Source organism: Paenibacillus sp. FSL K6-2393, from assembly GCF_038002545.1.
Taxonomy (GTDB): Bacteria; Bacillota; Bacilli; order Paenibacillales; family Paenibacillaceae; genus Paenibacillus.
The window spans coordinates 4,404,660-4,428,094 of the sequence record NZ_JBBOCU010000001.1 but is presented as its reverse complement, the minus strand read 5'-3'; the positions used below and the strand labels follow the sequence as shown (position 1 = coordinate 4,428,094).

General features: G+C 47.0%; 22 protein-coding genes. 19 read left to right on the top strand and 3 right to left on the bottom strand.

Going from position 1 to position 23,435, the window contains the following annotated elements; translation table 11 throughout:
- Positions 1-78: 78 nt before the first annotated feature.
- From MHI14_RS19460 to MHI14_RS19405, 12 genes are all read left to right on the top strand, one after another.
- Entirely contained in the window at positions 79-339 is a 261-nt protein-coding gene (locus tag MHI14_RS19460; protein ID WP_007430104.1) for a stage V sporulation protein S, read from the top strand.
- An 86-nt stretch (positions 340-425) separates the two neighbouring features.
- On the top strand, positions 426-1,421 hold the full coding sequence (locus tag MHI14_RS19455) for a dipeptidase (protein ID WP_445670345.1): 996 nt from the start codon (positions 426-428) through the stop codon (positions 1,419-1,421).
- Between the two features lie 194 nt (positions 1,422-1,615).
- On the top strand, positions 1,616-2,188 hold the full coding sequence (gene pduL, locus MHI14_RS19450) for a phosphate propanoyltransferase (protein ID WP_017689107.1): 573 nt from the start codon (positions 1,616-1,618) through the stop codon (positions 2,186-2,188).
- A 312-nt stretch (positions 2,189-2,500) separates the two neighbouring features.
- Positions 2,501-4,057 (top strand): tRNA (N6-isopentenyl adenosine(37)-C2)-methylthiotransferase MiaB, encoded by a 1,557-nt coding sequence (miaB, locus tag MHI14_RS19445; protein ID WP_339309136.1) that lies wholly within the window; start codon positions 2,501-2,503, stop codon positions 4,055-4,057.
- Between the two features lie 299 nt (positions 4,058-4,356).
- The gene (locus MHI14_RS19440; RefSeq protein ID WP_272907590.1) at positions 4,357-4,770 is read left to right on the top strand and encodes a RicAFT regulatory complex protein RicA family protein; all 414 of its coding nucleotides are present in this window, start codon (positions 4,357-4,359) and stop codon (positions 4,768-4,770) included.
- A 209-nt stretch (positions 4,771-4,979) separates the two neighbouring features.
- Entirely contained in the window at positions 4,980-5,384 is a 405-nt protein-coding gene (locus tag MHI14_RS19435; protein ID WP_036609249.1) for a PaaI family thioesterase, read from the top strand.
- 78 nt (positions 5,385-5,462) lie between these two features.
- Positions 5,463-6,266: an NUDIX hydrolase gene (locus MHI14_RS19430; RefSeq protein WP_091031809.1), complete on the top strand. Its 804-nt coding sequence runs from the start codon at positions 5,463-5,465 to the stop codon at positions 6,264-6,266.
- 67 nt (positions 6,267-6,333) lie between these two features.
- Positions 6,334-6,891: a cysteine hydrolase family protein gene (locus MHI14_RS19425; RefSeq protein ID WP_091031807.1), complete on the top strand. Its 558-nt coding sequence runs from the start codon at positions 6,334-6,336 to the stop codon at positions 6,889-6,891.
- A gap of 197 nt (positions 6,892-7,088) precedes the next feature.
- Positions 7,089-8,543: a nicotinate phosphoribosyltransferase gene (locus tag MHI14_RS19420; RefSeq protein ID WP_091017227.1), complete on the top strand. Its 1,455-nt coding sequence runs from the start codon at positions 7,089-7,091 to the stop codon at positions 8,541-8,543.
- Between the two features lie 393 nt (positions 8,544-8,936).
- The gene (locus MHI14_RS19415; protein WP_341131066.1) at positions 8,937-9,587 is read left to right on the top strand and encodes a hypothetical protein; all 651 of its coding nucleotides are present in this window, start codon (positions 8,937-8,939) and stop codon (positions 9,585-9,587) included.
- 111 nt (positions 9,588-9,698) lie between these two features.
- The gene (locus MHI14_RS19410; protein ID WP_341131065.1) at positions 9,699-10,718 is read left to right on the top strand and encodes an oxidoreductase; all 1,020 of its coding nucleotides are present in this window, start codon (positions 9,699-9,701) and stop codon (positions 10,716-10,718) included.
- A 74-nt stretch (positions 10,719-10,792) separates the two neighbouring features.
- Entirely contained in the window at positions 10,793-11,347 is a 555-nt protein-coding gene (locus tag MHI14_RS19405; RefSeq protein WP_341131064.1) for a hypothetical protein, read from the top strand.
- A gap of 68 nt (positions 11,348-11,415) precedes the next feature.
- On the opposite strand, the gene MHI14_RS19400 is transcribed toward MHI14_RS19405, so the two are convergent.
- On the bottom strand, positions 11,416-11,934 hold the full coding sequence (locus tag MHI14_RS19400) for a MogA/MoaB family molybdenum cofactor biosynthesis protein (RefSeq protein WP_047842524.1): 519 nt from the start codon (positions 11,932-11,934) through the stop codon (positions 11,416-11,418).
- A 171-nt stretch (positions 11,935-12,105) separates the two neighbouring features.
- Between MHI14_RS19400 and MHI14_RS19395 the strand changes: the two genes are divergently transcribed.
- The 7 genes from MHI14_RS19395 to MHI14_RS19365 all read left to right on the top strand — a co-directional run bounded on the left by MHI14_RS19395 (position 12,106) and on the right by MHI14_RS19365 (position 18,938).
- Entirely contained in the window at positions 12,106-13,224 is a 1,119-nt protein-coding gene (locus tag MHI14_RS19395) for a CobW family GTP-binding protein (protein WP_341131063.1), read from the top strand.
- 73 nt (positions 13,225-13,297) lie between these two features.
- A complete protein-coding gene (locus tag MHI14_RS19390; RefSeq protein ID WP_036609230.1) occupies positions 13,298-13,633 on the top strand; it encodes a four-helix bundle copper-binding protein in 336 nt (111 codons plus the stop codon).
- A gap of 537 nt (positions 13,634-14,170) precedes the next feature.
- On the top strand, positions 14,171-15,901 hold the full coding sequence (gene argS, locus MHI14_RS19385; protein ID WP_341131062.1) for an arginine--tRNA ligase: 1,731 nt from the start codon (positions 14,171-14,173) through the stop codon (positions 15,899-15,901).
- A 6-nt stretch (positions 15,902-15,907) separates the two neighbouring features.
- Positions 15,908-16,963, top strand: a complete 1,056-nt coding sequence (locus MHI14_RS19380) for an ABC transporter ATP-binding protein (RefSeq protein ID WP_341131061.1) — start codon at positions 15,908-15,910, stop codon at positions 16,961-16,963.
- Complete coding sequence (locus tag MHI14_RS19375; RefSeq protein WP_249911068.1) at positions 16,960-17,670, top strand: hypothetical protein; 711 nt, start codon at positions 16,960-16,962, stop codon at positions 17,668-17,670. Before MHI14_RS19380 ends, MHI14_RS19375 begins: the two co-directional genes overlap by 4 nt.
- A gap of 99 nt (positions 17,671-17,769) precedes the next feature.
- Positions 17,770-18,315: a hypothetical protein gene (locus MHI14_RS19370; protein ID WP_091031787.1), complete on the top strand. Its 546-nt coding sequence runs from the start codon at positions 17,770-17,772 to the stop codon at positions 18,313-18,315.
- Entirely contained in the window at positions 18,312-18,938 is a 627-nt protein-coding gene (locus tag MHI14_RS19365; RefSeq protein ID WP_091031784.1) for a YdcF family protein, read from the top strand. Before MHI14_RS19370 ends, MHI14_RS19365 begins: the two co-directional genes overlap by 4 nt.
- Before the next feature lie 185 nt (positions 18,939-19,123).
- Here MHI14_RS19365 and MHI14_RS19360 read toward each other — a convergent pair whose 3' ends face one another.
- Both MHI14_RS19360 and MHI14_RS19355 read right to left on the bottom strand, forming a co-directional pair.
- Positions 19,124-21,214, bottom strand: a complete 2,091-nt coding sequence (locus tag MHI14_RS19360) for an ABC transporter ATP-binding protein (RefSeq protein WP_341131060.1) — start codon at positions 21,212-21,214, stop codon at positions 19,124-19,126.
- A gap of 12 nt (positions 21,215-21,226) precedes the next feature.
- On the bottom strand, positions 21,227-22,972 hold the full coding sequence (locus MHI14_RS19355) for an ABC transporter ATP-binding protein (RefSeq protein ID WP_091031779.1): 1,746 nt from the start codon (positions 22,970-22,972) through the stop codon (positions 21,227-21,229).
- Positions 22,973-23,435 lie beyond the last annotated feature (463 nt).

Below are 23,435 nucleotides of genomic sequence, written 5' to 3'. Positions count from 1 at the left end.
AAGGAATTTTTTTGCCTCCCGCGAATAACATCTAGTAAGTGGAAACAAACTTTCAACATTCCCAGGGAGGTACTTACCATGGATGTATTAAAAGTTTCAGCAAAGTCCAATCCTAATTCTGTAGCCGGCGCTCTTGCAGGGGTTCTTCGTGAACGTGGAAATGCTGAACTGCAGGCAATTGGAGCGGGAGCACTGAACCAAGCCATTAAAGCGGTAGCGATAGCCCGGGGATTTGTAGCACCAAGCGGAGTTGACCTGATTTGTATTCCAGCTTTTACAGACATTGTGATCGACGGCGAGGACCGAACGGCCATTAAGCTGATTGTGGAGCCCAGATAATACATGCAGTATGCATTGAACCTGTTTACGATGTAGACAGGTTTTTTTGCGTTTTTTTTTCAATAACTTATAGAGGAGGGTTTAAGATGTCCATGTCTGAATGGCGTGTAGCTGATTTTCACTGTGATGCACTGAGCAAAATTTTGATGCAGCCTGCTCTTTCATTTGAAGATGCTCCACAACTGGATGTGAACTTGCAACGTTTGAATGAGGGGAATGTAGGATTGCAGGCGTTCGCCATCTATTTACCCGAAGTACTTGGCAGAGGCAAGTTTGAACATGTGATGGGGCAATTGGAGATTTATCGTAGACGTGTGGAGAGAAGTCAGGAGCGGCCTGGCGGCACACAGACGTTGTTATGGCGTGAACAGATGGCTCAGGTGGGGCAGACAGAGGGTCCGTGGGGATTAATCACACTGGAGGGTGTAGATGGCCTGGAGGGCAACCTGTTCTATCTGGAGTTATGTTATCAGATGGGTGTTCGAATTATTGGACTAACGTGGAATTATGCCAATTGGGCGGCTGACGGAGTGATGGAGAAGCGAGGAGCAGGTCTGACCGAGAAGGGGAAAGAACTGGTGCGCCAGTGTAATGAAATTGGAATGCTGTTAGATGTGTCACATTTGACGGAGAAAGGTTTCTGGGAGCTGGCTGATTTGAGTAAACGACCTTTTATCGCCTCCCATTCCAACAGCTATAGCGTATGTCCTCATGTGCGTAATCTGAAAGATGATCAGATTCAGGCCATCATTGCCCGGGAAGGGCGGATCGGACTGACGTTTGTGCCCTGGTTTGTAAAGCAGGAGGGTGAGGTACGTATAGAAGATCTGTTGCCTCATATTGAGGAGATCTGTTCTCTGGGCGGGCAACATCACCTGATGATGGGGTCCGATTTTGATGGAATTTCAACGTATATTCAGAGACTTGAACATTCAGGACATTATCCGAGACTGACGGAAATCCTGCTCAAGCATTATGATGAACATCTGGTTCGTGGCTGGTTGTGGGGGAATGCAATGAGTTATCTGGGGGAACACTTGCCAGAGAACAATCTGAAGATAAAGGGGGCGTCCATGAAATAGTGAACTGGTGTGTGCGTTGAATGGGTTGAATTGAAACTGGTTTTCCAAATAAAGGACGGGAATGATGGTGAAATAAGTGTATTTCATGAATTTTCACCAGTTCGTTTTCATTTCACTCCAAAAAGGGGTATAATACCATTGGATTGTTAAGAGCCTGAGTACAGGCCATAGATAAACAAGGAGTGAAATTTACAATGAGTAAAACAGTACCTGTGGGCGTATCTGCCCGTCACATTCATGTATCCCAAGAGCACGTTGAAATTTTGTTTGGCAAAGGTTATGAACTGACTGAATTTAAACCTCTGTCCCAGCCTGGCCAATACGCTGCTAACGAAACTGTAGCGGTAATTGGTTCGAAAGGACAGTTTGATAAAGTGCGTATCCTTGGACCTGTTCGCCCTGAAACGCAACTGGAGATCTCCATGACAGATTCATTTGCCATTGGTGTTAAAGCGCCTGTACGTGAATCTGGAAGCATTGAAGGTACACCAGGAATCACAATTAAAGGTCCTGCTGGCGAAGTTACGATTGATAAAGGTGTTATCGTTGCTGCTCGTCACATTCACTTCCATACTTCTGATGCTGCTAAATGGGGTATCGAGGACAAACAAATGCTGAAAGTTCGCCTCGGCGGAGATCGCGGTCTTGTACTGGAAAATGTACTGGCTCGTGTATCCGATTCTTTCGCACTGGACATGCATATTGATACAGATGAAGCTAATGCTGCTGGCGCTCGTAATGGCGACACTGCTGAAATCATCGATTAATTACATGTAATAGCTTCAGCCGCCAATTGGGGCGGTCTGAATAACAAATAAACCTGAGCACAGCCAACAGAGCCGGTTAATTCCAGCCCTGATGGCAAGGCTCAGGTTTTTTGTGTTTTCTGAGTGTTCTTCTGAGCATGGCATGTTTCGGATTAGACGAAGGGACATGCGGTTTGGATGTGGAACTACAGCCCAATTCATGCTATAATTTGCTGTAATGCTCTTTTGGTGTTCCAAGCAAGAAATTCACCTGGAACAGGGATGAATGAACGATTTTTTATTAATAGAGGCTGTAAGGAGTGACCGAAGGAAATGGCTAAAGACTCAAAAAAGGATTACTCCCAATATTTTGATTTCTCCGATGCCAAAGTAATTTCGCAAGATGAATTCAGCAAAAAGATAAGAATCCGGGGCCGTGAGATTAACATCAAATCGGAACCCAATCATCGTCAGGAGAAACAGCGGGGCAAGGAAGACGTCCAGGTGCTTTACGAAAATGCCGTTCCCGATGAACTGAAAAACATAGGGAAAGGCAAACATTATATTGTATATACGTATGGATGTCAGATGAACGAGCATGACTCGGAAACCATCAAAGGACTGCTTGAGTCTATGGGATATCAGGCTACAGAGAATCGCAAAGAAGCTGATATTATTCTGCTCAATACGTGTGCCATACGGGAAAATGCGGAAGATAAAGTATTTGGTGAGCTTGGTCACCTGAAAACGCTAAAACTCGAACGTCCGGGATTGTTACTTGGCGTATGCGGGTGTATGTCCCAAGAAGAAGGCGTCGTTAACCGAATCATGCAGAAGCATGGATTTGTGGATATGATCTTTGGTACACATAATGTGCATCGATTGCCACATCTAATCCAGGAAGCGCTGTTCAGCAAAGAAATGGTTGTTGAGGTATGGTCCAAGGAAGGCGACATTATTGAGAACCTGCCGAAGAAACGTGAGGGTATGCGCGGCTGGGTGAACATTATGTATGGCTGCGACAAGTTCTGTACATATTGCATTGTTCCGTTTACGCGGGGCAAAGAACGCAGCCGTCGTCCGGAAGATGTCATTGCCGAAGTTCGGGATTTGGCACGACAAGGCTTTAAGGAGATCACGCTGCTTGGTCAAAATGTTAATGCGTACGGCAAGGATTTCACCGACCTGAACTACAGCTTTGGTGACTTAATGGATGCCATTCGCCAAATTGATATTCCGCGAGTACGATTCACAACCAGTCACCCACGTGACTTCGATGACCGCTTGATTGAAGTGCTGGCCAAGGGCGGAAACCTGGTGGAGCACATTCATCTTCCGGTGCAATCTGGCAGTTCGGAAGTGCTCAAACGTATGAGCCGCAAGTATAGCCGGGAACACTATCTGAAACTGGCTGACAAAATTAAAAAGGCCATCCCGAATGTGGTGTTAACAACGGATATTATTGTTGGTTTTCCGGGTGAAACGGAAGAACAGTTTGAAGATACACTTTCCCTTGTCCGTGAAGTAGGGTATGATTTTGCCTATACCTTTATTTATTCCCCACGGGAAGGTACACCGGCTGCGGTGATGGAAGACAACGTACCGATGGAAGTGAAGAAGGAACGTTTGAAACGCTTGAACGAAACGATCAACGAATACAGCCACCGAAGCAATGAAGAGCAACGCGGCAAAATCGTTGAAGTACTCGTTGAAGGCGAGAGCAAGCGGAATTCCGAAGTTCTGGCAGGACGTACGCGCAGCAACAAGCTGGTGCATTTTGAAGGACCCAAAGAATTGATCGGTACTTTCGTACAAGTGGAAATCACCGATCCGATGACTTTTTATATTCGGGGCAACCTGCTCTCCGAGCCGGTAGCTGCCAATCAGTAATACACACACCAATAAGATGAATGATTTTTTGCACTTAGCGGGGTTACGCCGAGCGTAGCGAAGGTGACGGAATCGATTCTGTAGAAGCGAAGCGTTCGCCTTTGTCTCCGAATTTTCACCTTGAATATGTTCAATCGAAAAAAATTCGGAGACAACAGCGATCAAAAGAACGATCCGACACCGTAGCGGTCACTGAGCAGTCAACTGAGCTAGGGCAACATGAATATTCATCTTATATCATCTCATAGAATGGAGCGATTTCAGTGGCGCAGGAAGAAGTGCAGTACAACCATTATGGAATGCCAACCTACGATACGCGCAATCTGGTCATACGCGACGACATTATGGGAAAAGCCAAAGAATTGGCTGATATGCTCGGAACGAGTGAGGAAGTTAGACAGTTTCAACAGGCTGAAACCAAAATTCGTGATCATGAGCGCATCCAGCAGTTGATTGCAACGATCAAGAAAAAACAAAAAGAGATTGTTGCTTTTGAAAGCTTCAAAAATGTAGAGATGGTCAGCAAAATTGAACAGGAAATTGACGATCTGCAAAGCGAACTGGACAGTATTCCATTGGTTACGGAATTCCAGCAGAGCCAGAGCGACATCAACTACTTGCTTCAACTAGTGATCTCTGTAATCCGCGATACGGTATCTGAAAAAGTAAACGTGGAGGCTGGAACGGATTCACCTCCGACCAGTTGCGGTTAAATGACGGAAGGGTGCGGACGCTGTCCGCGCCTTTTTTGACATTACATAACCGTAAACGTGGAGTGGCTATCGCCAAGTACTCGGAATATAATTCCAAGCAAAGCTCCACGCTGTGGGGTTATTTTGTGTGGCGAAGCTGATTTTTAATGATAAAGGCACATGACATCAAGAGAGCTTGATACGTACAGTGAATAAAGGAGAAATGAATAATGAGTATTTTGGACAAAATGGTGGAAGACGGAGACGGACGATTCTGGGGATTTCTCGGCTGTCGTTATATTAAAGGAGACGGTAAAGAAGTACAGATCGCGTTGACAGCAGGCGAACATCATACGAACTCCATGGGGATTATTCATGGGGGTGTATTGACTTCACTGATGGATCAGGCGATGGGGATGGTCGCAACAGCAGCAATGGAAGTGGACGGCTGTGTGACAACGAATCTGAACGTGCATTTTCTTGCACCAATGAAACAAGGGGAGTTAACGGTGACAGCTACGGTACTGCATCAAGCAGGACGCAGTGTTACGACTCAATCGGAGGTTCGTGATGCATCGGGCACGTTGGGATGTATGGCTACGGCGACATTCCGCATAGCACGCCCGAGAACGTAACGCAAGAATCCTGCGGTTGACAAAAGATATTATTATGTCATAATGAAATTATCAAAATGAAAATAGTCGGTGGTGCCCATGAGCGAAAACTACGAACACTTTAATGCAGAGAGCGACGAACAAGCAGCACGTGCTTATAGTTCCAAAAAATATCGTACCCCCGATGGTGTTCCTGCGGATATCGTTATGTTCACCTTGACCAAGCGGGAGCGCAAGACGGTGACAAAGACACTTCCCATTCGGGAACTGAAAGTGATGCTGATCAAGCGCAAAGGCTGGCCTTTTGCAGGCAGATGGGCATTACCCGGTGGATTTTGTCAGGAAAATGAATCCATCTATGGTGCAGCTAAGCGTGAGCTGATGGAAGAGACAGGTGTAGACGGTGGACATCTGGAATACTTGAATGTATACAGTCAGCCGGGTCGTGACCCAAGGGGCTGGATTATCTCTCACGCATTTTTTGCACTTGTGGAAGAATGGATGTTGGATCAACGCCAAGCAGCAGATGATGCTGAGGATGTTGGATTGTTCACGATTCAGGAGGCGCTGCAAGAACTGGAACTGGCCTTTGATCACAGAACAATCATCGAAGATGCTTATCGACGTATTCAACAGCAGATGCTGGAAACGACGATTGCTCGTCAATTCCTGCCACGTGAGTTTACATTAAGTGAATTATATCAGGTTATTCAAAGTGTTGTACCGGATTTTGAAGAACCAAACTTCATTCGCAAGATTACGTCTACCCGCAGCCGTAAAGGCATTGTGGAAGAAGTAAGAGATGAAGAGGGGAACCTGGTGAGTTCCAACCAGTACTCGCAGCGACCGGCGCAGTTATATCGTTTTACAGAACTTGTACCACGCCTGTCCATCTATACGTAATAAGGTGTAGATGTGTCAATCTGATTGAATCAGGATCAACCATTTCTGGGCTAAGGGAGTGTTGACGATGAAAGCACTGATTGTCATTGATTTCACGAAGGATTTTGTGACAGGTTCTTTGCCTGTAGGTCAGCCGGCAGTAGAGATCGACGAGACGATTGCAGCTGTAACCGAGGCCTATTGTAAGAACAAACATGAGGTAATCATGGCTGTGGATCTGCACGAAGAGAATGATCCGTATCACCCGGAGACTGCACTTTTTCCACCTCATAACATCAGAAATACGGAGGGAAGACAGTTATATGGTCGTCTTGCCCAAGTGATGGAAGAACGTAAAAGAGATATACAGTGGATGGATAAGACGAGATATAGTGCATTCTGTGGGACCGATCTGGAACTCAGACTGCGTGCACGTGGTATTACGGATATTGCACTGATTGGGGTATGCACGGATATTTGCATATTGCATACCGCAGTGGACGCTTACAATAAAGGTTTTCATATTACGGTATATGAAGATGCCGTTGCCAGCTTCAATGCGGCAGGGCATGAGTGGGCACTTGGACATTTTCGTTCCAGCCTTGGTGCTTCGGTGGTTAAGGCGAGCGAGACAGTCTTGGCTTAATTTACTCCATAGTCATGTTTGGTTGGCCTCATGTTAGGAACCGGATGAATGTGGTGAATGGTGTATAGAGTTTTTTACGGGAGACTTGTTTGTTTAATACGGATGAACAGAATCATGAAGAATAAGTCTCCATATGTTAACCCGTGTTCACAGATCAAATCTGGGGACACGAGCGGAAGTCAGAGAGGATGAGACAAATGCAGACAACTAGCCTGGCTTTACATACGGATAAATATCAGATCAATATGATGTACGCCCATTGGGTGAATGGTACTCACAAGCGGAAGGCGGTATTTGAAGCCTATTTCCGTAAGCTTCCTTTTGGCAACGGATATGCGGTATTTGCCGGATTGGAACGGATTGTGAACTATATCAGCCAGCTTCGGTTTACGATGGACGACATCAAATTTTTATCCAAACAAGAGGAAAATTACGATCCGGTCTTTCTGGAAGAATTGCTCCAGTTTTCATTTCAGGGGACGATTCATTCCATGAAGGAGGGTGCAATTGTTTTCCCTGACGAACCGCTCATTCGGGTAGAAGGCTCCATTATGGAGACACAATTGGTGGAGACAGCGATACTTAACTTCATGAATTATCAGACGTTGATTGCAACCAAGGCTTCGCGGATCAAACAGGTAGCGCAGCAGGATACGTTGCTCGAATTCGGCACACGGCGTGCACAGGAAGCGGATGCTGCCATCTGGGGCGCACGTGCCTCGTATGTAGCAGGTTTCCATGCAACGTCTAATATGCTGGCCGGAGAGCGCTTTGGGATCCCAACAGCAGGTACACACGCCCATTCCTGGGTACAGAGCTTTATGAGCGAACAGGAGGCGTTTGACGTGTATGCCAAAGTGTTACCTGATCAGGTTACGCTGCTGGTTGATACCTTTGACACGTTGAACAGTGGAGTACCTCACGCTATCAAAACAGCCAAGAAGTTGGAGAGCCAAGGCAAAAAGATGAATGCCATTCGTCTCGACAGTGGTGACCTAGCGTACTTGTCGATTCAGGCACGTCAGATGTTGGATGAGGCTGGCCTGGATTATGTGAAAATTGTTGCATCCAATGATTTGGATGAAAATACGATTTTCAACCTGAAGGCTCAAGGAGCACGGATTGATACATGGGGTGTTGGTACACAGTTGATTACGGCTTCTGACCAGCCATCTTTGGGTGGAGTGTACAAATTGGTGGAGCGTGAAGTAGACGGTGCCATGCTACCTACGATCAAAATATCTGCCAATCCTGAAAAGGTGTCCACTCCAGGTAAAAAGGAAGTGTTCCGGATTATTGATCCGAAACATGGCAAAGCGATTGCAGATTATATCTGCTATCCAGATGAAGAGCAGCCGCTACAGGGCGGACCGCTCAAGCTGTTCAACCCGCTACACCCTTACCTGAAAAAGACAGTTACCCGCTACGAAGCGGTTAATATGCTGGAGCCAATCTTTGTGAATGGACGTAAAGTGTATGAACTGCCTAATCTGGATGAGATTCGGGCGTACCACCGGGAACAGATGAACCTCTTCTGGCCTGAATACCAACGGAAGCTCAATCCGGAGATCTATCGTGTGAACATCAGCCCTGCGGCATGGAATATGAAGCAGAAGCTCATTGCGGAACATGTGAAATCCACAGAGGAATGATCTACACATAAGAATTACAGAGAGGCATATCCAGTGAGGAATACTGGCTTATGCCTTTTTGATGCCTATAAAATGTATACGTTCTTAGCGGAGTTGAACGATTCGATGATCGCAAGAAAAACTTCAGCTAAATGCGTTCTGTCTTCTGTTAAAGTACGTCGATAGTTGATAGACTTTTTTCTTATATGATCCCGATGAGATGGACCATTGATGTAAGAAATCTCATGGACAGACTGCCGAGGTAGCAGGCTATACTGGAAATAGCCATGCCCGATTCAAGATGTAGGGGAAAAGCAGTTATTATTTCTCGGGAAAGCGCAGGAGACGCCAAATTCTGCAACTATTGATTCAATCCCGTAGCTGTAGGGGATGAAAGTAAGAGGAGGTGCAGACATGAGATGGATATTAGGACTGGTCTGGATTGCTTTTATTGCCTATGCATTGTTGTTGGCACCGGGGCAGTCACCTGGAAGTGATCCGATATTCAAAGAGTTGATTACAATGCAAAGTAAAGAGCCTTGGTTACTTACTGTATTTTCGTGGTTAGGTATTTTCCCGGCAGTGTATGCCTGTATGCTGTTAAGAACATCTGTGAAAGAACGAGGCCGTGTTCCGGCTTGGCCTTTTGTCATACTTTCTTTTGGACTGGGTGCTTTTGCCCTGCTTCCCTTTTATGCATGGTCATCGTCCGCGAATAGATCTTCGGGTTACACAAGCTTGCATTTTGGTCGTCAGCGGAAGTGGGGAATTGGACGGTTAGCAGCTCATAAGTTGACGCATGTAGTCCTTCTGCTGTTGACACTGGGGGCAGCATTCTATGCCGTGACGCAAGGTCATCCGGATGTATATATGGATGCATTCAATCAATCTGCCTTTGTACATATCATGACGATTGATTTTGTACTGCTGACCTTACTTTCCATGATTGCGATATACAGGGATACTGAAGCGAGTCGACGTTCACCAGCTTGGGCAGTGACAGGCATTATACCCATCGTGGGTCCACTAATCTATCTATTGACGCTCAGGAGAGACAGAGTTTGATCATCAATATCTGAAGATCCAGAAGTAAAAGGTAGCCGTTAAGCCTGAATGCGAACGTTTCATGTGCTTAATGGAAAAATATATAAAAAACCAAAGAAGGAGTGGCTATCAATGAAAAATCAATTTAACTCATACGTTGTCCGTAAAGAAGAACAGGGCGGAGTGAACGCTTCTATAGAGCAACTGAAGAAGGAAGATCTGCCAAATGGAGATGTTACGGTAAAGGTGCAATATTCCAGTGTCAATTATAAAGACGGACTCGCGACCCTTGAGAAAGGCGGTGTCGTTCGTGAGTACCCGATGGTACCGGGAATTGATCTGGCTGGAACAGTAGAGGAGTCGGTCAGTGGACGTTTTGCACCAGGAGATCGGGTGATCAGTACAGGATTTGAACCTGGTGTATCCCATTACGGAGGGTACAGCGAGTATGCTCGTCTGCGCAGTGAATGGCTGGTGCCTCTGCCAGCGGGTCTCAGTGAAAAAGAAGCCATGGCAATTGGAACCGCAGGATTTACGGCTGCACTTTCGGTAGATGCGCTGTTACAGGCTGGAGTGACACCGGAGATGGGCAAGGTTCTGGTTACGGGTGCAACTGGTGGCGTTGGCAGTATGGCAGTTGCCATTCTGGCGAGACTTGGCTTTGAAGTAACAGCTAGCACAGGCAAGAAGGATCAGGAGGAGGCATTGCTCCGAAACTTGGGCGCCTCAGAGGTTATTACTCGTGAAGAAGCTGATGCTCCAGCCAAAGGAGCCATGGGGAAACAGCTATGGGCGGGAGTTGTTGATCCAACAGGAGGACCGGCTCTTGCGGAGCGATTGAAACAGATTCAATACGGAGGTGCGGTAGCGGTATCCGGGTTAACTGGAGGCACGGCTTTTGAATCCACGGTACTTCCTTTTATTTTGCGTGGCATCCAGCTTATTGGTATAGACTCTGTATATTGTCCGATGGAACGTCGGGAACGATTGTGGAAACTGCTCGGTGGAGAATGGAAACCGGAGCGCGCGCTGGAACTGGGAATCCGGGAAATTTCTCTAGATCAGCTGCCTCATACGCTGGAGACGATACTCCAAGGTGGTGCAGTAGGTCGTACGGTGGTCAATACAATATCAGATCTGCCATCCGCATAAGATTCTAAGTCCTTAGACATGCTAATTCTACCTGATTGGGTCACAGTACACGTGGCTGGAAAGGAAGGATTGGCATGTGGTTTGGTAGAAAAGGGCGAAGTCTGGTTGGAAGAACAATGAAGTCGGTACTTGTAAGTGGCGTGTTGATCACAAGTGTCTGGTCCCTGGTGGCTTGTTCGGCATCATCCATTGAACAGGAGCGGAAGGTTTACACCCGCGAAGCGACAGATGAAGGAAATGTGCGGGCACAGAGTCAAGGACACGGATTAAACGGTGAATTGGTGAGTGAGATCAGTAAGAGTTTTGAAGCAAAAGGCATTCAGCTGATGAATAATATGTCTGCCGATGACGGCCATGGTGGGATCTCTTATATGTATTTGTTGAATGGAAGTGGCAGACACATCGTGAAAGTCCATATTTTCAGTGATGCGACAACCCGGGCTGCCAGCATGAAACAAATGTATAGTGAGAATCGTGATGAGGCTGTCTTGGAGAATGCGCTTGGCCGGACAACGATTCGCAGCAAAGGATACGTCTCACTCGTATATACAGCTTCTGGTGGGGAAAAGGACAAGTATGAACAGGATGTGTTGCAGGTGTTCCGACATGTGCTGGGGCAACTAAGATAAGTAGAGCGAGATACCCTTCGTACTTTACCATACAGTTGAAAATAAACCCGAAAAACCCGTCTGATCTTTCAGACGGGTTTATATATTTCACGCATCACATGCCGCAGCTCGGGCAAAATGAGTTTTTCCATGGCCAATTTGACAGCTCCTTTGGAACCCGGCATGGAGAATACAGCTGTGCGTCCAATCGTTCCAGCGACGGCTCTGCTCAGGATGGCAGCGGAACCGATATCTTCGGTGTAACTGAGAAAACGGAAGATCTCGCCGAAACCCGGGAGTTCCTTGTCGAGTAGTGAGGATACCGCTTCGTAGGTTGTATCTCGGGGTGCAATCCCTGTTCCGCCGCTAAGCAGCACGGCTTCGATATCATCACGAACGGCTGCATCTTGCAGGATGCTTCGAATGTTCTCCGTTTCATCTGGTGTGATGATGTATTCAACAATCTGATAACCCGCTTCATTCAGAAGCTGGTGCATGAGCTGGCCACTGGTGTCAGTGTCTTTAGTGCGTGTGTCCGATACTGTAACAATCATGCACGATACCGTGGTCGGAGCTTCCTGGCGATGTTGTTCCACTGAATTAGTCATGAAACTTCCTCCTTCAATCAACATGTCCTCATAGCATAGACCATCCGGTAGAATCAGGCAATGTACTGGGGAAGAGTTGAACGTTATTGCACAACGAATGCGGGATGGTGTACACTCGCTAGATATAGTTAGATCAGGTTACAAGAAGGACAATCAGAGAGGTGTTTAAGGATGAACGAAACGATTTTAAAAGAACAATCCATACCTGTATATATACTGTCAGGTTTTTTGGGGAGTGGCAAAACAACACTGCTTGTTCAGTTGATCGAACATTGGCAACAGCAGGGTTTGCGTCCCGCAGTGGTTATGAATGAGTTAGGCGAAGTCAATCTGGATGGTCAGATTGTGGATTCCACCGTTCCGATGACAGAGATGTTAGGCGGCTGCATCTGTTGTACTGTACGTGGTGACTTGGGATTGCAACTTGCTGATCTCGTTCAAGAGGAATCACCGGATGTGATCATCATTGAAGCCACCGGTGCCGCGAACCCAATGGAGATTTTGGATGCGGTAACGGAGACCTCACTCTACATGCGACTGGAACTGAAAAGTCTCATTACTGTTGTGGATGCAGCGCATCTATCTGGCCTATATCAGGAACAGAAGGGGCAGACGTTCAAACTGATGCAGGAGCAGATTCGTTGTGCGTCTGTGCTTCTCTTAAACAAAACGGATCGGGTGAGTGTACAGGAACTGAAGGACTTGGAACAGCTTTTGGCAAAATGGAATGGCTTCGCACCTGTAATCTCTACGGTCAAGTGTGAGGTGGAGATGGATATGTTGCTTCGCAGTGGGGCAGACGTGCATGTACGTGATTCAGCTTCTGAAGCAGGTAAGCCGGCTCACCAAGAACATCATGTTCATACGGAAACCTGTGGCACAGATGGATGCAGTCATGGACATGAACATACACATCATACAGTCCAAGGCGATGCTACGAATACTGACGCATCCCATAGCCATGTCCATGCCCACAGTCACGAGCATTCCGCTCCTCATGCATCACACGAACATGTTATGGTATATACGCATTATTTCAGTCATCCGGTGAACAGCGAAGCGTTTGAACAATTTGTATCTGCTTTGCCACGGGATGTGTATCGAGCAAAAGGCATTTTATCGTTTAGTGACACAGCGAGTCGCTTCTGGTTCCAGTATGCCTACCGTGAATCGGACTACATGAAGATCACACCTCAGGGAGAGGTCCCTAATGTTGCAGTGTTTATAGGTGAACATTTTGACCAAACTGTCATTCGTGACCAATTACTGGAATTGGAAGCGATAAAGTAGGTTAGATGATTCAATATTCCTCCGAACTGGGTATTAAGATGCATAGCAAACTTTGCCTGGGAGGTAACTTTAAATGACACAACAACAATATCAACAATGTATCGATGCTTGCCTGGAGTGTATGAATGCTTGCAACGTATGTTACATATCGAGTCTGAAAGAATATGATCTGGCGATGCTGCGTGATTGCATTCGTTTGAATCGGGAATGTGCGGAGATTTGCAGTTTTGCTGCACAAGCGATGACACGTGGAAGTGATTTTATTGCTGAAATATGCGAATTGTGTGTGAAAGCTTGTGAAGCTTGCGCCGCAGAGTGTGGCAAACATCACCATGATCACTGCCAAGCATGTGCAGAGGCTTGCCGCAGATGTGCAGAAGCTTGCCGATTGATGGCAGCAGTAGCGTAATTATTTTTTCTCTGGAATATATATAATTAAAACCGATAATGACCGTTGTCCCCTAAGGGAAGGCAGTGAACACAGGCATCTGAGACGATGTGCCTATGTGTTGCCTTTCAGTAGGGGATTTTTAATGCGGGTTGCCAAGTCTGATCGTGGTATGTATAATGAGGGCAATGAATTGAAACGAAGAATATCAATGATCGGGAGAGTAACCAGATCCATACATGACAGCGAGCCGGGAGAGGTGGAAGCCGGTATGATATGACCTGAGTGAACCGCACCCGTGAGATGGTTATCCGAAAAGATGTTTGCATCCTGAGTGTGGGTGTACTATATCTGTCTGAGGGTAATTCGGCTTGCGACCGTTATACGCATCGAGCGGAACAGGTTCTACTGGTATGCATGTTGATGCATATTAAGAGTAGCTGTTCACCTAGAGTGGTACCGCGGGAACTGTTAAGTCAGCTCTCGTCTCTTATGTAGAGACGAGAGCTTTTTTGTGTTTGTTTTCACCCAATAATGAATGGATAAGGAGTGTTCGACATGTTGATGAAGCAGGCTGCGGCCGATATTGCCCCTTTAACGGGATTGAATGAAGAAGAGGTTTTGAGATTACTCGAAGTCCCACCGCAGGCGGAGATGGGGGATGCAGCCTTCCCTTGTTTTGTATTAGCGAAGTCATTAAAAAAAGCACCGGCAGTCATTGCGACCGAGCTCGCAACGGGATTGCAGGCAGCAGGACTTGAAGCAACTCCCGCCGGGCCGTATGTAAATATCCGTTTCAACCGGGAGAAGCTCGCGTCGAATCTGCTGAAAGAACTGGGGAATGCCACATTTGGTAAGCTTCAGCTTGGTCAAGGTTCACGTGTTGTGATTGATATGTCTTCCCCTAACATCGCAAAACCCTTCGGAATCGGACATTTGCGTTCTACTGTAATCGGTGCAGCACTGTATAGGTTGTATAACGAAGCGGGTTATACCTCCGTAAGTGTGAATCATCTGGGAGACTGGGGAACCCAGTTTGGCAAGCAGATCGCAGCGTACAAGCGGTGGGGCAATGATGAAGCCTTGCAGGCAGACCCGATCCGTACTTCTCTGGAGCTGTATGTGCGTTTCCACGATGAGGCGGAGAACGATCCTTCTCTGGAGATTGAGGCACGGGAGTGGTTCCGCAAGCTGGAGCAAGGGGATGATGAAGCACAGCGGTTATGGGCGTTCTTTGTGGAAGTGAGCATGAAGGAATTCAACCGGATGTATGAACGTCTGAATGTACAGTTCGACCATACGCTGGGAGAAAGCTTTTACAATGACAAGATGGGTGCAGTGGTTGAAGAACTCAAGGCAAAAGGTTTACTTGAAGAGAGTGATGGAGCACTCGTGGTACGTCTGGAAGATGAGAACATACCCCCATGCCTGATTATCAAAAAAGATGGAACAACAATCTATCCTACACGGGATTTGGCTACGGCGGTTTATCGTCATGAGGTGATGAAGGCAGATCGGTTGTTATATGTGGTCGGAGGCGAGCAGAAGCTACATTTCCGGCAGGTATTTGCGGTCCTATCCCGGATGGGTCATGAATGGTCTGCGAAGTGTGAACATATCCCGTTTGGATTAATGCGTTTTGAGGGACGGAAAATGTCTACACGTCGTGGTAAAGTCGTCTTTTTGCAGGAAGTGTTGGATGAGGCAGTTGCTCGTGCACTACAGATTATTCAGGAGAAAAACCCGAATCTGGAGAACCCTCAGAAAGTGGCCGAGGCTGTTGGTGTAGGTGCAATTGTCTTCGGTGATCTACGTAATAATCGGTTAAACGATGTGGACTTCTCACTGGAAGATGCGGTGAGTTTTGAAGGGGAGACCGGACCCTATGTGCAATACACCCATGCTCGGATTCAAAGTGTGCTTGCCAAGGCAGAAGAGGCGAGCCGCGTGGAAAATGAAAACCCTTTGACTAAGCCCAACCTTGCGGAAGGTGAGAATAACACAGTAACCACTCCATCCCTTATCGGAGATACCTCATGGGCATTGCTGAAACTGCTTGGTGAATATCCCGAGTATTTGGAAAAAGCAATTCATCGGAATGAGCCTGCGGTCATTGCCAAATATACAATAGATGTCGCTCAAGCATTCAACCGCTTCTATCACGCCGAACGGATTGCGGATGCGTCATCTGATGCAAGATCCTTCCGGGTGGCATTGGCCAAACGGACTGCCGAACGCCTCGCGTACAGTTTACATTTGCTAGGTGTGCAAGCTCCAGAGCGGATGTGATCCCAGGTGATATGGAGTACACGTGGACTTTTCAAGAAAGCCGATCAAGATGTAGCAGACTCATCAGGTCGAGGTATGTTGCTTCAACAAGTGAGCAAGCGATTAGGTAATGCTCAAGTACTTGATGAAATTAATCTGGAAGTGAAGCAGGGAGAATGTGCTGTGCTTGTTGGCAGAAACGGTTCTGGTAAAAGTACGTTGCTACGTATGTTGGCAGGTATTTTGTTACCCGATACAGGATCGATCCAGCGTACAATGAAGGGTTCTGATGGGTATGCAGTAGATGGCCTGCCACGTTTACCCTTTACCTCTGGAGAGTACTTGTGGGACATGGGTCGGATTCGGGGCATTCGCCCCGAAGTACTGCGTGGGCGGATTAGAGAACTTAGTGAACTTTTATATCTCGATACCGCGATTGATCAGAAGTTACCCTTATTATCGAAGGGCACACTGCAAAAAGTAAATTTGATTCAGGCCCTGTTACCTGGACCGGGGGGTCTTTTGTTGCTGGATGAACCTTTATCAGGCTTGGATATTCCAGCTCAAGAGGCAGTTGTATCCTTATTGGGGCAATGGAAGGATGAAGGGACATCCATCGTTACAGCGTGCCATGAACCGTTGCTTATTGAACGTTTGGCAGACCAGGTGATTGTGTTGAAGCAAGGCCGCGTGCTCCGTTACTGGAGTCGTGAAGATATATTACAAGCTGGCGAACCCGTTGTACGTATTCAAAGTCTGACGGAAGCTGGAGAGGATCTGGCCAACAATCCATCCGTTGTACAACAACCGGGAGTACTGTCTTTAGTTCGTAATACGAGCTCGGAGAAATCCAAGTCTTGGTTGTGGGATTGGAAAGTAGTTCAACAATCAACTGATGATGTCCTCAGAATGATTCTGGCTTCCGGAGGTTCGGTTGTGTCTGTACAACAGGAAGAAAGTCAACTACATATGGAAAGTCTGCTGGAAGGACAACATCCAGCTGTACATGCGAGTCGTGGAGGTGTCACAGAATCTGTGGACTTAAGCTCTTCCATGGATGATGCGGGGGGAGAAGCCAAATGATCTATCTGACCCGATATTTGTTAAGGCATCACATTCGCTCACAGAAATATTTTGCACCGGTTATCTTTTATATCATCGCCATGTTGCTGATCTATTCCTACAAACCCAACCCTATTGCGGACAGTTACAGTGTTACGGCTATGCTGTTATTTCTGGCAGCTGCTTGGCTCGGAGTAATGGTGATGAATACCGAACCTGCTAAGCAGTATCAATTACTTGTCCTTCATACAGGAAGCAGGCGTAAGGTTGTAACAAGTCAACTCATCTGTGCCTGGATCATGCAATTCATGCTCACCGTAATCACTGTGCTGTATCCCGTGTTCGCAGGAATGTTTGAGAGACAACCCACAGGTGAGGAGTGGATGATGACTTGGTTAGGACATCTGGGGTTATCGTTGCTGGGATTGGGCATCAGTGTATTTTTTCAAAAATCGTACATTCCCTTGCTTAGTCGAAGTATGCCTGCCCTCATTATTGTATTATTACTATCGTTTATCCAAGGTTCCTTAAGTGAACGTTTGCCTGAATCGTTAGAATGGCTTGGCCGCATTCTTCCGCCAGCTTTTTATCTGGTTCGTGAGATGATGTTATTTGATGAATCAAAGATGGACTCTTTTGTTTCGGTTATGCTGTGGACTGTGCTCTACGCAATGGGGTTACTAATCATCCATGTGTGGCTGTCCGGTAGAAGAGATCTGCGGAGTTAGAAGACGCGCTTCCCGATAACTTGAATGTTGCTCTTGGTTTGGTTAGGATAGAGGGACATGGAATGGTTAACATTGTACGGTTGAAGGGGGCGCTCGCATATGCAAAATACAGATATCCAGAATGGTGACATGCTGGACAGCGAACACTCCAGGGAATTGTTTGCCTATTACGGATTGGCAGTGTACTACGGGCAGGCGCTTGAACAGCAGCTGGTCAATCTGATTTTATTAATGAAAATGTCTCAGGGCAAAGCCGTGTCTGAAGAGGATCTGGAAGATCTGTACGAACGAAAGATGAGCAGTTCACTGGGGCAGCTCATTCACGAAGTGCGCCATCATTTTACATTCTCTGAGGAAGAGACTCGCCAGTTGAATGAATTATGGCAGCAACGTAACCGTATCGTACATCATTATTTCAAGGAACGAATTCACGAGACATTCAGTCCGGAAGGACGATCACGCATGATTAAGGAATTGGAGGATTTCAAAGACCGTGCACAGGAGTTGGAGATCCGTCTTCAGCAATATACGGGTGCCTGGATTGCAGAGCTTGGTCTGGATGCCGAATCCGCAGCAGCTCTGCAAACGCTGGAGCGGATTCATACCGAGAGTATGCAAGCAAGGGCTTTGGAAGAGGATGAATGACAAGCAAACGGATAACGAAACGCTGGATATTAATGACGGTTCTGGCTGTAGTATTGGGTGGAATCCTGTGGACCGTGGTTACCGCAATCCGTATATCTGCATATACGGATGAGGATTCATCCAGGATATCGGATGCAGCAATCATTCTGGGCGCAGCCGTGGCGGGGGATAACCCTTCACCTGTATTTCGCGAACGTATTGAACACGGGATTGAATTATACCGTCAGGGTACCGTTCGTAATCTGCTTTTCACAGGCGGGTCAGGTGATGAGGGAGAACATACGGAAGCTGAAGTGGGTCAGAAGTATGCCATCGCACATGGAGTAGATCCTGCGGACATTCGCATAGAGACCAAATCCAGAATTACCGAGGAGAATCTAGTCAATTCAATTCCAATTGGTGAACAGGCCGGTTATCAAACCTATACGATTGTGAGTGATCCATTACATATGAAACGGGCCATGAAGCTGGCTGCCGGTCTGGGTATGGATGCCGTACCCTCTCCGACACGAACAACGGCGTATCGAACCTGGCGCAGCAAGTTTCCTTTTCTCGCAAGAGAGACCGTGATGTACATGGGATATACGATCAAAGGATGGATAGACAATCCGCAGCAGCCATGAGGTTGCACGCGGATTGTTTTTTTTGACTGGAGGAAATAAACAGTATCGGAATTTGAATCCCGATGAAAATACAAAAAACCGATCTACACAGCTACCTCAGGGTTTGCTGTGTAGATCGGTTTTTGTGTTGCCGTCGAGTGCATCATTTTTGATTGGTTACTTAAAGAACTTTCAGTTTTACTCTGTTATGCATTGCCTCCGGCAAAGGAGGTTGAGGTTGGAACGGAATTACCTGACGGATTCTCGAGAGTTGCGACCGCTGCTGCTTGCGCACCTTGTTGAAGCTGATACATCTTATAATAGCGGCCTTTAAGCTCCATCAGTTCATCATGTGCACCTTGCTCAACGATACGCCCGCGATGCAGAACCAGAATCTGATCTGCTGAACGAATGGTGGAGAGACGGTGAGCAATGATGAAGGTGGTACGTCCTTTTTTGAGGACTTCGAGTGCGTTCTGAATCAAAGCTTCTGTTTCCGTATCGATATTGGCTGTCGCTTCATCCAGAATGAGGATGGCCGGATCAAACGCCAGTGCACGAGCAAAGGAGATCAACTGACGCTGTCCAGCAGACAATGTGCTTCCTTTTTCGATGACAGGTTCGTCAAAGCCTTGAGGCAAATGAGCCAGTATACGTTCAGCGCCTACATCACGCAGCGCCTGTTCAATCCGTTCACGGGAGATCTTCTCATCGCCAAGACTGACGTTGGAAGCAATGGAGCCTGTGAACAGATACGGGTCCTGCAATACAATCCCCATATGCTCGCGAATCCACTGTTTAGGCAGATCCTTGACGTTCTGACCGTCAATTGTGATCTTGCCTTTTTGCGGATCATAGAACCGGAATAGCAGGTTGATGATTGAGCTTTTACCCGAACCGGTGTGGCCGACCAGAGCGACCGTCTGACCTTGGGATGCTTTAAACGAGATATTGTTAAGCACGTAATCTTTTTTATAGGCAAAGGATACATCATCGAAGACAACATTCCCTTTGTATCTTGGCATGGAGCCATCGGTTACAGCTTCTCCCTTTTCATCCATCAGCTCAAAGACGCGACCAGCAGATACGAGGGAGGAGTCCAGGTTGGCGAGCTGATTCACCATGCCGGTAATTGGCTGGAACAAGCGGCCCAGAACATCAACGAAGGCATATAGAACACCCAGTGAGATAATACTTGTGCCATCCAGCACACTGGAACCGAAGTACCACAGGACCACCGCAAATGCGATATTCCGTAATACGTTAACCAGGTTGTGTGAGGTGAAGGCATTCAGGTTAAGCATTTTGTTCTGGTGTTTCATATAATCATCATTCAGATCTTCGAATTCCTGTTTGGTTTGTTTCTGATGGCGGAATACGCGGATAATGGACATCCCCTGAATGGACTCGTTAATGATTGCATTGATCTCACTAAGTCGTGATCGAATGATCGTGTTGTAACGAGTGGCGAATTTGCGATAGAGCACAATCCATGTAATGAGCATTGGTACGACGAATAATGAGATCAGGCCCAGGCGGACATCAAGCAGGAAGAGTGCGACATACACACCTGTAATCGTGATGATTCCTGAGAAAAAGTTCGAAAGAACGGCAACGAACAGATCCTTGACAGCTTCTGTATCGTTCGTGACCCGAGATACAACTTTACCTGCGGGCAGATTATCAAAAAAGTGCACCGGCAGTCGCTGAATGTGGGCATACACGTCGTTACGCAGTCTTTGAATGACCTTATTGGCCGAGGACTGCAGCCAGAATGTTTTACCAAACTCCATAATGACCGAGATCACGAGGAAGATCATGTAATACACAATTAATTGATAGATGCTGGGCATCTCCGGTTTGTAAAAAGCAAACAGTTCACCAGCGGACAGGGGTGCTGCCGCATATTGGCCTGTCACTTCACCTGCGCGTGTAACCGTGAGGGTTCCATCCGCATATGTGCGGTCCCCGTCAGGTGCATTGACCGGTTCATTTACAAAATAAAAACTTCTGCCGGCTTGTAATACCCGCACTTCCGAACCTTTGTTTTCATCCGGTTCGAACAAGCCTTCGCGTTTGTAGTTCTTACCGTTGTAGACTGCGGCTTCATCTGAAGCTGTCGTCTCATAGAAAGGCTGCTCAATCGCGAGCAAGTGATTGTCGATCATGGATTTGGCGATGAACGGCCCGGCAAGCTCGGCCGCAACACCAATGGTAAGCATAATTAATGCAGCGATAAATGTTCCTTTGGCTTTCAAGGCGTAATCAAGCAGCCTTTTGCCTGTATTAGACTTCAATGAATTGACCTCCTACGTGGACAGATTGGACTCGACCTGTTGCCGTTCATACTGTTCACGGTACCAGCCGTTCATGGCTAACAATTCCTGGTGAGTGCCTTCTTCCGTAATTTTCCCGTGCTCCAGTACGATGATTCGGTCAGCATGTTCAATAGCAGACAGGCGGTGAGTCGAGATCAGCGTGGTTTTGCCCGAGCGTTTGTTGCGTATATTTTCAATAATTTTGGCTTCAGTACGTGCATCAACAGCAGACAAGGCATCATCGAGGATCAGGATATCAGGATTAGCAATAAAGGCACGCGCCAGCGATACCCGCTGTTTCTGTCCTCCGGACAGAGAGATTCCTTTTTCACCAACGAGTGTATCCAGTCCATCGGACAAGGTTCCCAGATCCCCGTCAAAAGCGGCGGTACGAATGGCTTCCATGATGACTTCATCACTGGCCCCAGGTTTACCGAATTGAATATTTTGACGAACTGATTTGGAGAACAGAACTTGTTCCTGTGGTACGTACCCGATCCAGCTGTGCAAGTCATCTTTGGCGATATCCTGAATGGGATGACCCGAGATGCTTAATGTGCCCGAACCGGCAGGGTATTCATGAAGCAGTTGTTTGAGCAAAGTAGACTTACCGCTACCCGTACGACCCACAACACCCAATGTTTGACCCCGCCGTAGCGAAAAGCTGATATGACTGAGATTGTCGACAGTGGAGCTGGGGTAACGGAATGTAACATCCTGCATCGCAATTTCTTCCGGATTCGTAACGTGAGCAGGTTGCTCCACATCTTGTACGGCAGGTTCTACCGATAAAGTCTCGTTGACCCGATCAAGCGAAGCGCTACCACGTTGCATCAGGTTAATCAATTCGCCGATGGCAAACATGGGCCAGATCATCATCCCCAGGTACATGTTGAACGATACGAGATCCCCTAGGGTAATTTCATTATGAAATACAAGATATATGCCGTAGGCAAGTGCAATCACATAACTGAGTCCTACGAAGAGCCGGATGGTGGGTTCGAATAGCGCATCCATTCTGGCAACAGCCAGATTTTTGCGATACACATCTTCGGTCACGTCGGCGAACCGTTTCTCGTCCAGACGTTCCTGCACATAGGCACGCACAACACGGATCCCGGCAATGGATTCCAGCACCTGGTCATTCATATCTCCGAATGCATCCTGTGCCAGGGTGTAACGTTGATGTACAGCTTTACCATAGATCATCATGGCAATGGCGATAAAAGGTAATGGCAGGATTGCCGCTAAGGTTAGTTTCCAACTAACCAGGAAACCCATGGCGAACAATACGGTGGCCAGAAAGGCTGTAGAGTCTGTTAAGGTCAGCATGCCGAAGCCTGCTGTAGTGGCAATGGAACGAAGATCATTGGTGGCCCGTGCCATCAGATCTCCTGTTCTGTTTTTCTCAAAAAAGGGAGGAGTCATCCGTAACAAGTGGTCCATAAAGCGTGAACGAAGCAGCCGCTCCACCAGATTGGCACCACCAAACAGTTTGTGCATCCAAACGTATGTAACCAGATAGATAATGATGACCGTTCCCAGAATAAGCAAGATATAACGGGTAAGTGAGGTGCCGGTAATGGAACCGCGCACAATCTCGTCGATGGCATTACCAAGAAGACGAGGAGGCAGCAGTTCGGCAATGCCCACCAGAATAAGCAAGATGACACCGGTTAGGTATCGTTTGCGTTCCAGCCGGAAGAACCAGGCCAGGTTTTTAAGTACAGAGAACAAGTGTTATCCCTTCCTTTCGATGTCCGAGAAATGCAGATTCCGTTCATGTATGCCGAAAAGTACCCACAAAAAAAGACATACCGCACGCAGGCGGTATGTCTTCATATAATCATACGGCAGCATGGCTCAGAGAACAGAGCCGCCACCATATATAAGTTCGATTGTGAGTAAACATCACAGAGGTTCTAATGAAAGAACGCCTTGTCATGCCGACTTATGAACGGAATAATGATTTCGGGTGTGCTCCGGTATTTAGTTGTGTGCTGAATTGACCTATCATATGTTTGTTAAACACCGTAATCACCCTTTCTTTTTTGGAAATAAATACAATGTAGACCTCGTATGTTTGCATCTTAACACCGGCTTTTACAATCTGTCAAACATTTTTCACAACTTAATTTGTCTTCATGTGGTCACTTGGGTTTGTATTCAAGTCCCTGTCGAGATATGATGGAACATATAT

Bases quoted from the DNA above. Each gene is read 5' to 3' on its own strand.
- MHI14_RS19460 (WP_007430104.1), top strand. From the start codon at position 79: ATGGATGTATTAAAAGTTTCAGCAAAGTCCAATCCTAATTCTGTAGCC.
- MHI14_RS19455 (WP_445670345.1), top strand. From the start codon at position 426: ATGTCCATGTCTGAATGGCGTGTAGCTGATTTTCACTGTGATGCACTG.
- pduL (WP_017689107.1), top strand. From the start codon at position 1,616: ATGAGTAAAACAGTACCTGTGGGCGTATCTGCCCGTCACATTCATGTA.
- miaB (WP_339309136.1), top strand. From the start codon at position 2,501: ATGGCTAAAGACTCAAAAAAGGATTACTCCCAATATTTTGATTTCTCC.
- MHI14_RS19440 (WP_272907590.1), top strand. From the start codon at position 4,357: ATGCCAACCTACGATACGCGCAATCTGGTCATACGCGACGACATTATG.
- MHI14_RS19435 (WP_036609249.1), top strand. From the start codon at position 4,980: ATGAGTATTTTGGACAAAATGGTGGAAGACGGAGACGGACGATTCTGG.
- MHI14_RS19430 (WP_091031809.1), top strand. From the start codon at position 5,463: ATGAGCGAAAACTACGAACACTTTAATGCAGAGAGCGACGAACAAGCA.
- MHI14_RS19425 (WP_091031807.1), top strand. From the start codon at position 6,334: ATGAAAGCACTGATTGTCATTGATTTCACGAAGGATTTTGTGACAGGT.
- MHI14_RS19420 (WP_091017227.1), top strand. From the start codon at position 7,089: ATGCAGACAACTAGCCTGGCTTTACATACGGATAAATATCAGATCAAT.
- MHI14_RS19415 (WP_341131066.1), top strand. From the start codon at position 8,937: ATGAGATGGATATTAGGACTGGTCTGGATTGCTTTTATTGCCTATGCA.
- MHI14_RS19410 (WP_341131065.1), top strand. From the start codon at position 9,699: ATGAAAAATCAATTTAACTCATACGTTGTCCGTAAAGAAGAACAGGGC.
- MHI14_RS19405 (WP_341131064.1), top strand. From the start codon at position 10,793: ATGTGGTTTGGTAGAAAAGGGCGAAGTCTGGTTGGAAGAACAATGAAG.
- MHI14_RS19400 (WP_047842524.1), bottom strand. From the start codon at position 11,934: ATGACTAATTCAGTGGAACAACATCGCCAGGAAGCTCCGACCACGGTA.
- MHI14_RS19395 (WP_341131063.1), top strand. From the start codon at position 12,106: ATGAACGAAACGATTTTAAAAGAACAATCCATACCTGTATATATACTG.
- MHI14_RS19390 (WP_036609230.1), top strand. From the start codon at position 13,298: ATGACACAACAACAATATCAACAATGTATCGATGCTTGCCTGGAGTGT.
- argS (WP_341131062.1), top strand. From the start codon at position 14,171: ATGTTGATGAAGCAGGCTGCGGCCGATATTGCCCCTTTAACGGGATTG.
- MHI14_RS19375 (WP_249911068.1), top strand. From the start codon at position 16,960: ATGATCTATCTGACCCGATATTTGTTAAGGCATCACATTCGCTCACAG.
- MHI14_RS19370 (WP_091031787.1), top strand. From the start codon at position 17,770: ATGCAAAATACAGATATCCAGAATGGTGACATGCTGGACAGCGAACAC.
- MHI14_RS19365 (WP_091031784.1), top strand. From the start codon at position 18,312: ATGACAAGCAAACGGATAACGAAACGCTGGATATTAATGACGGTTCTG.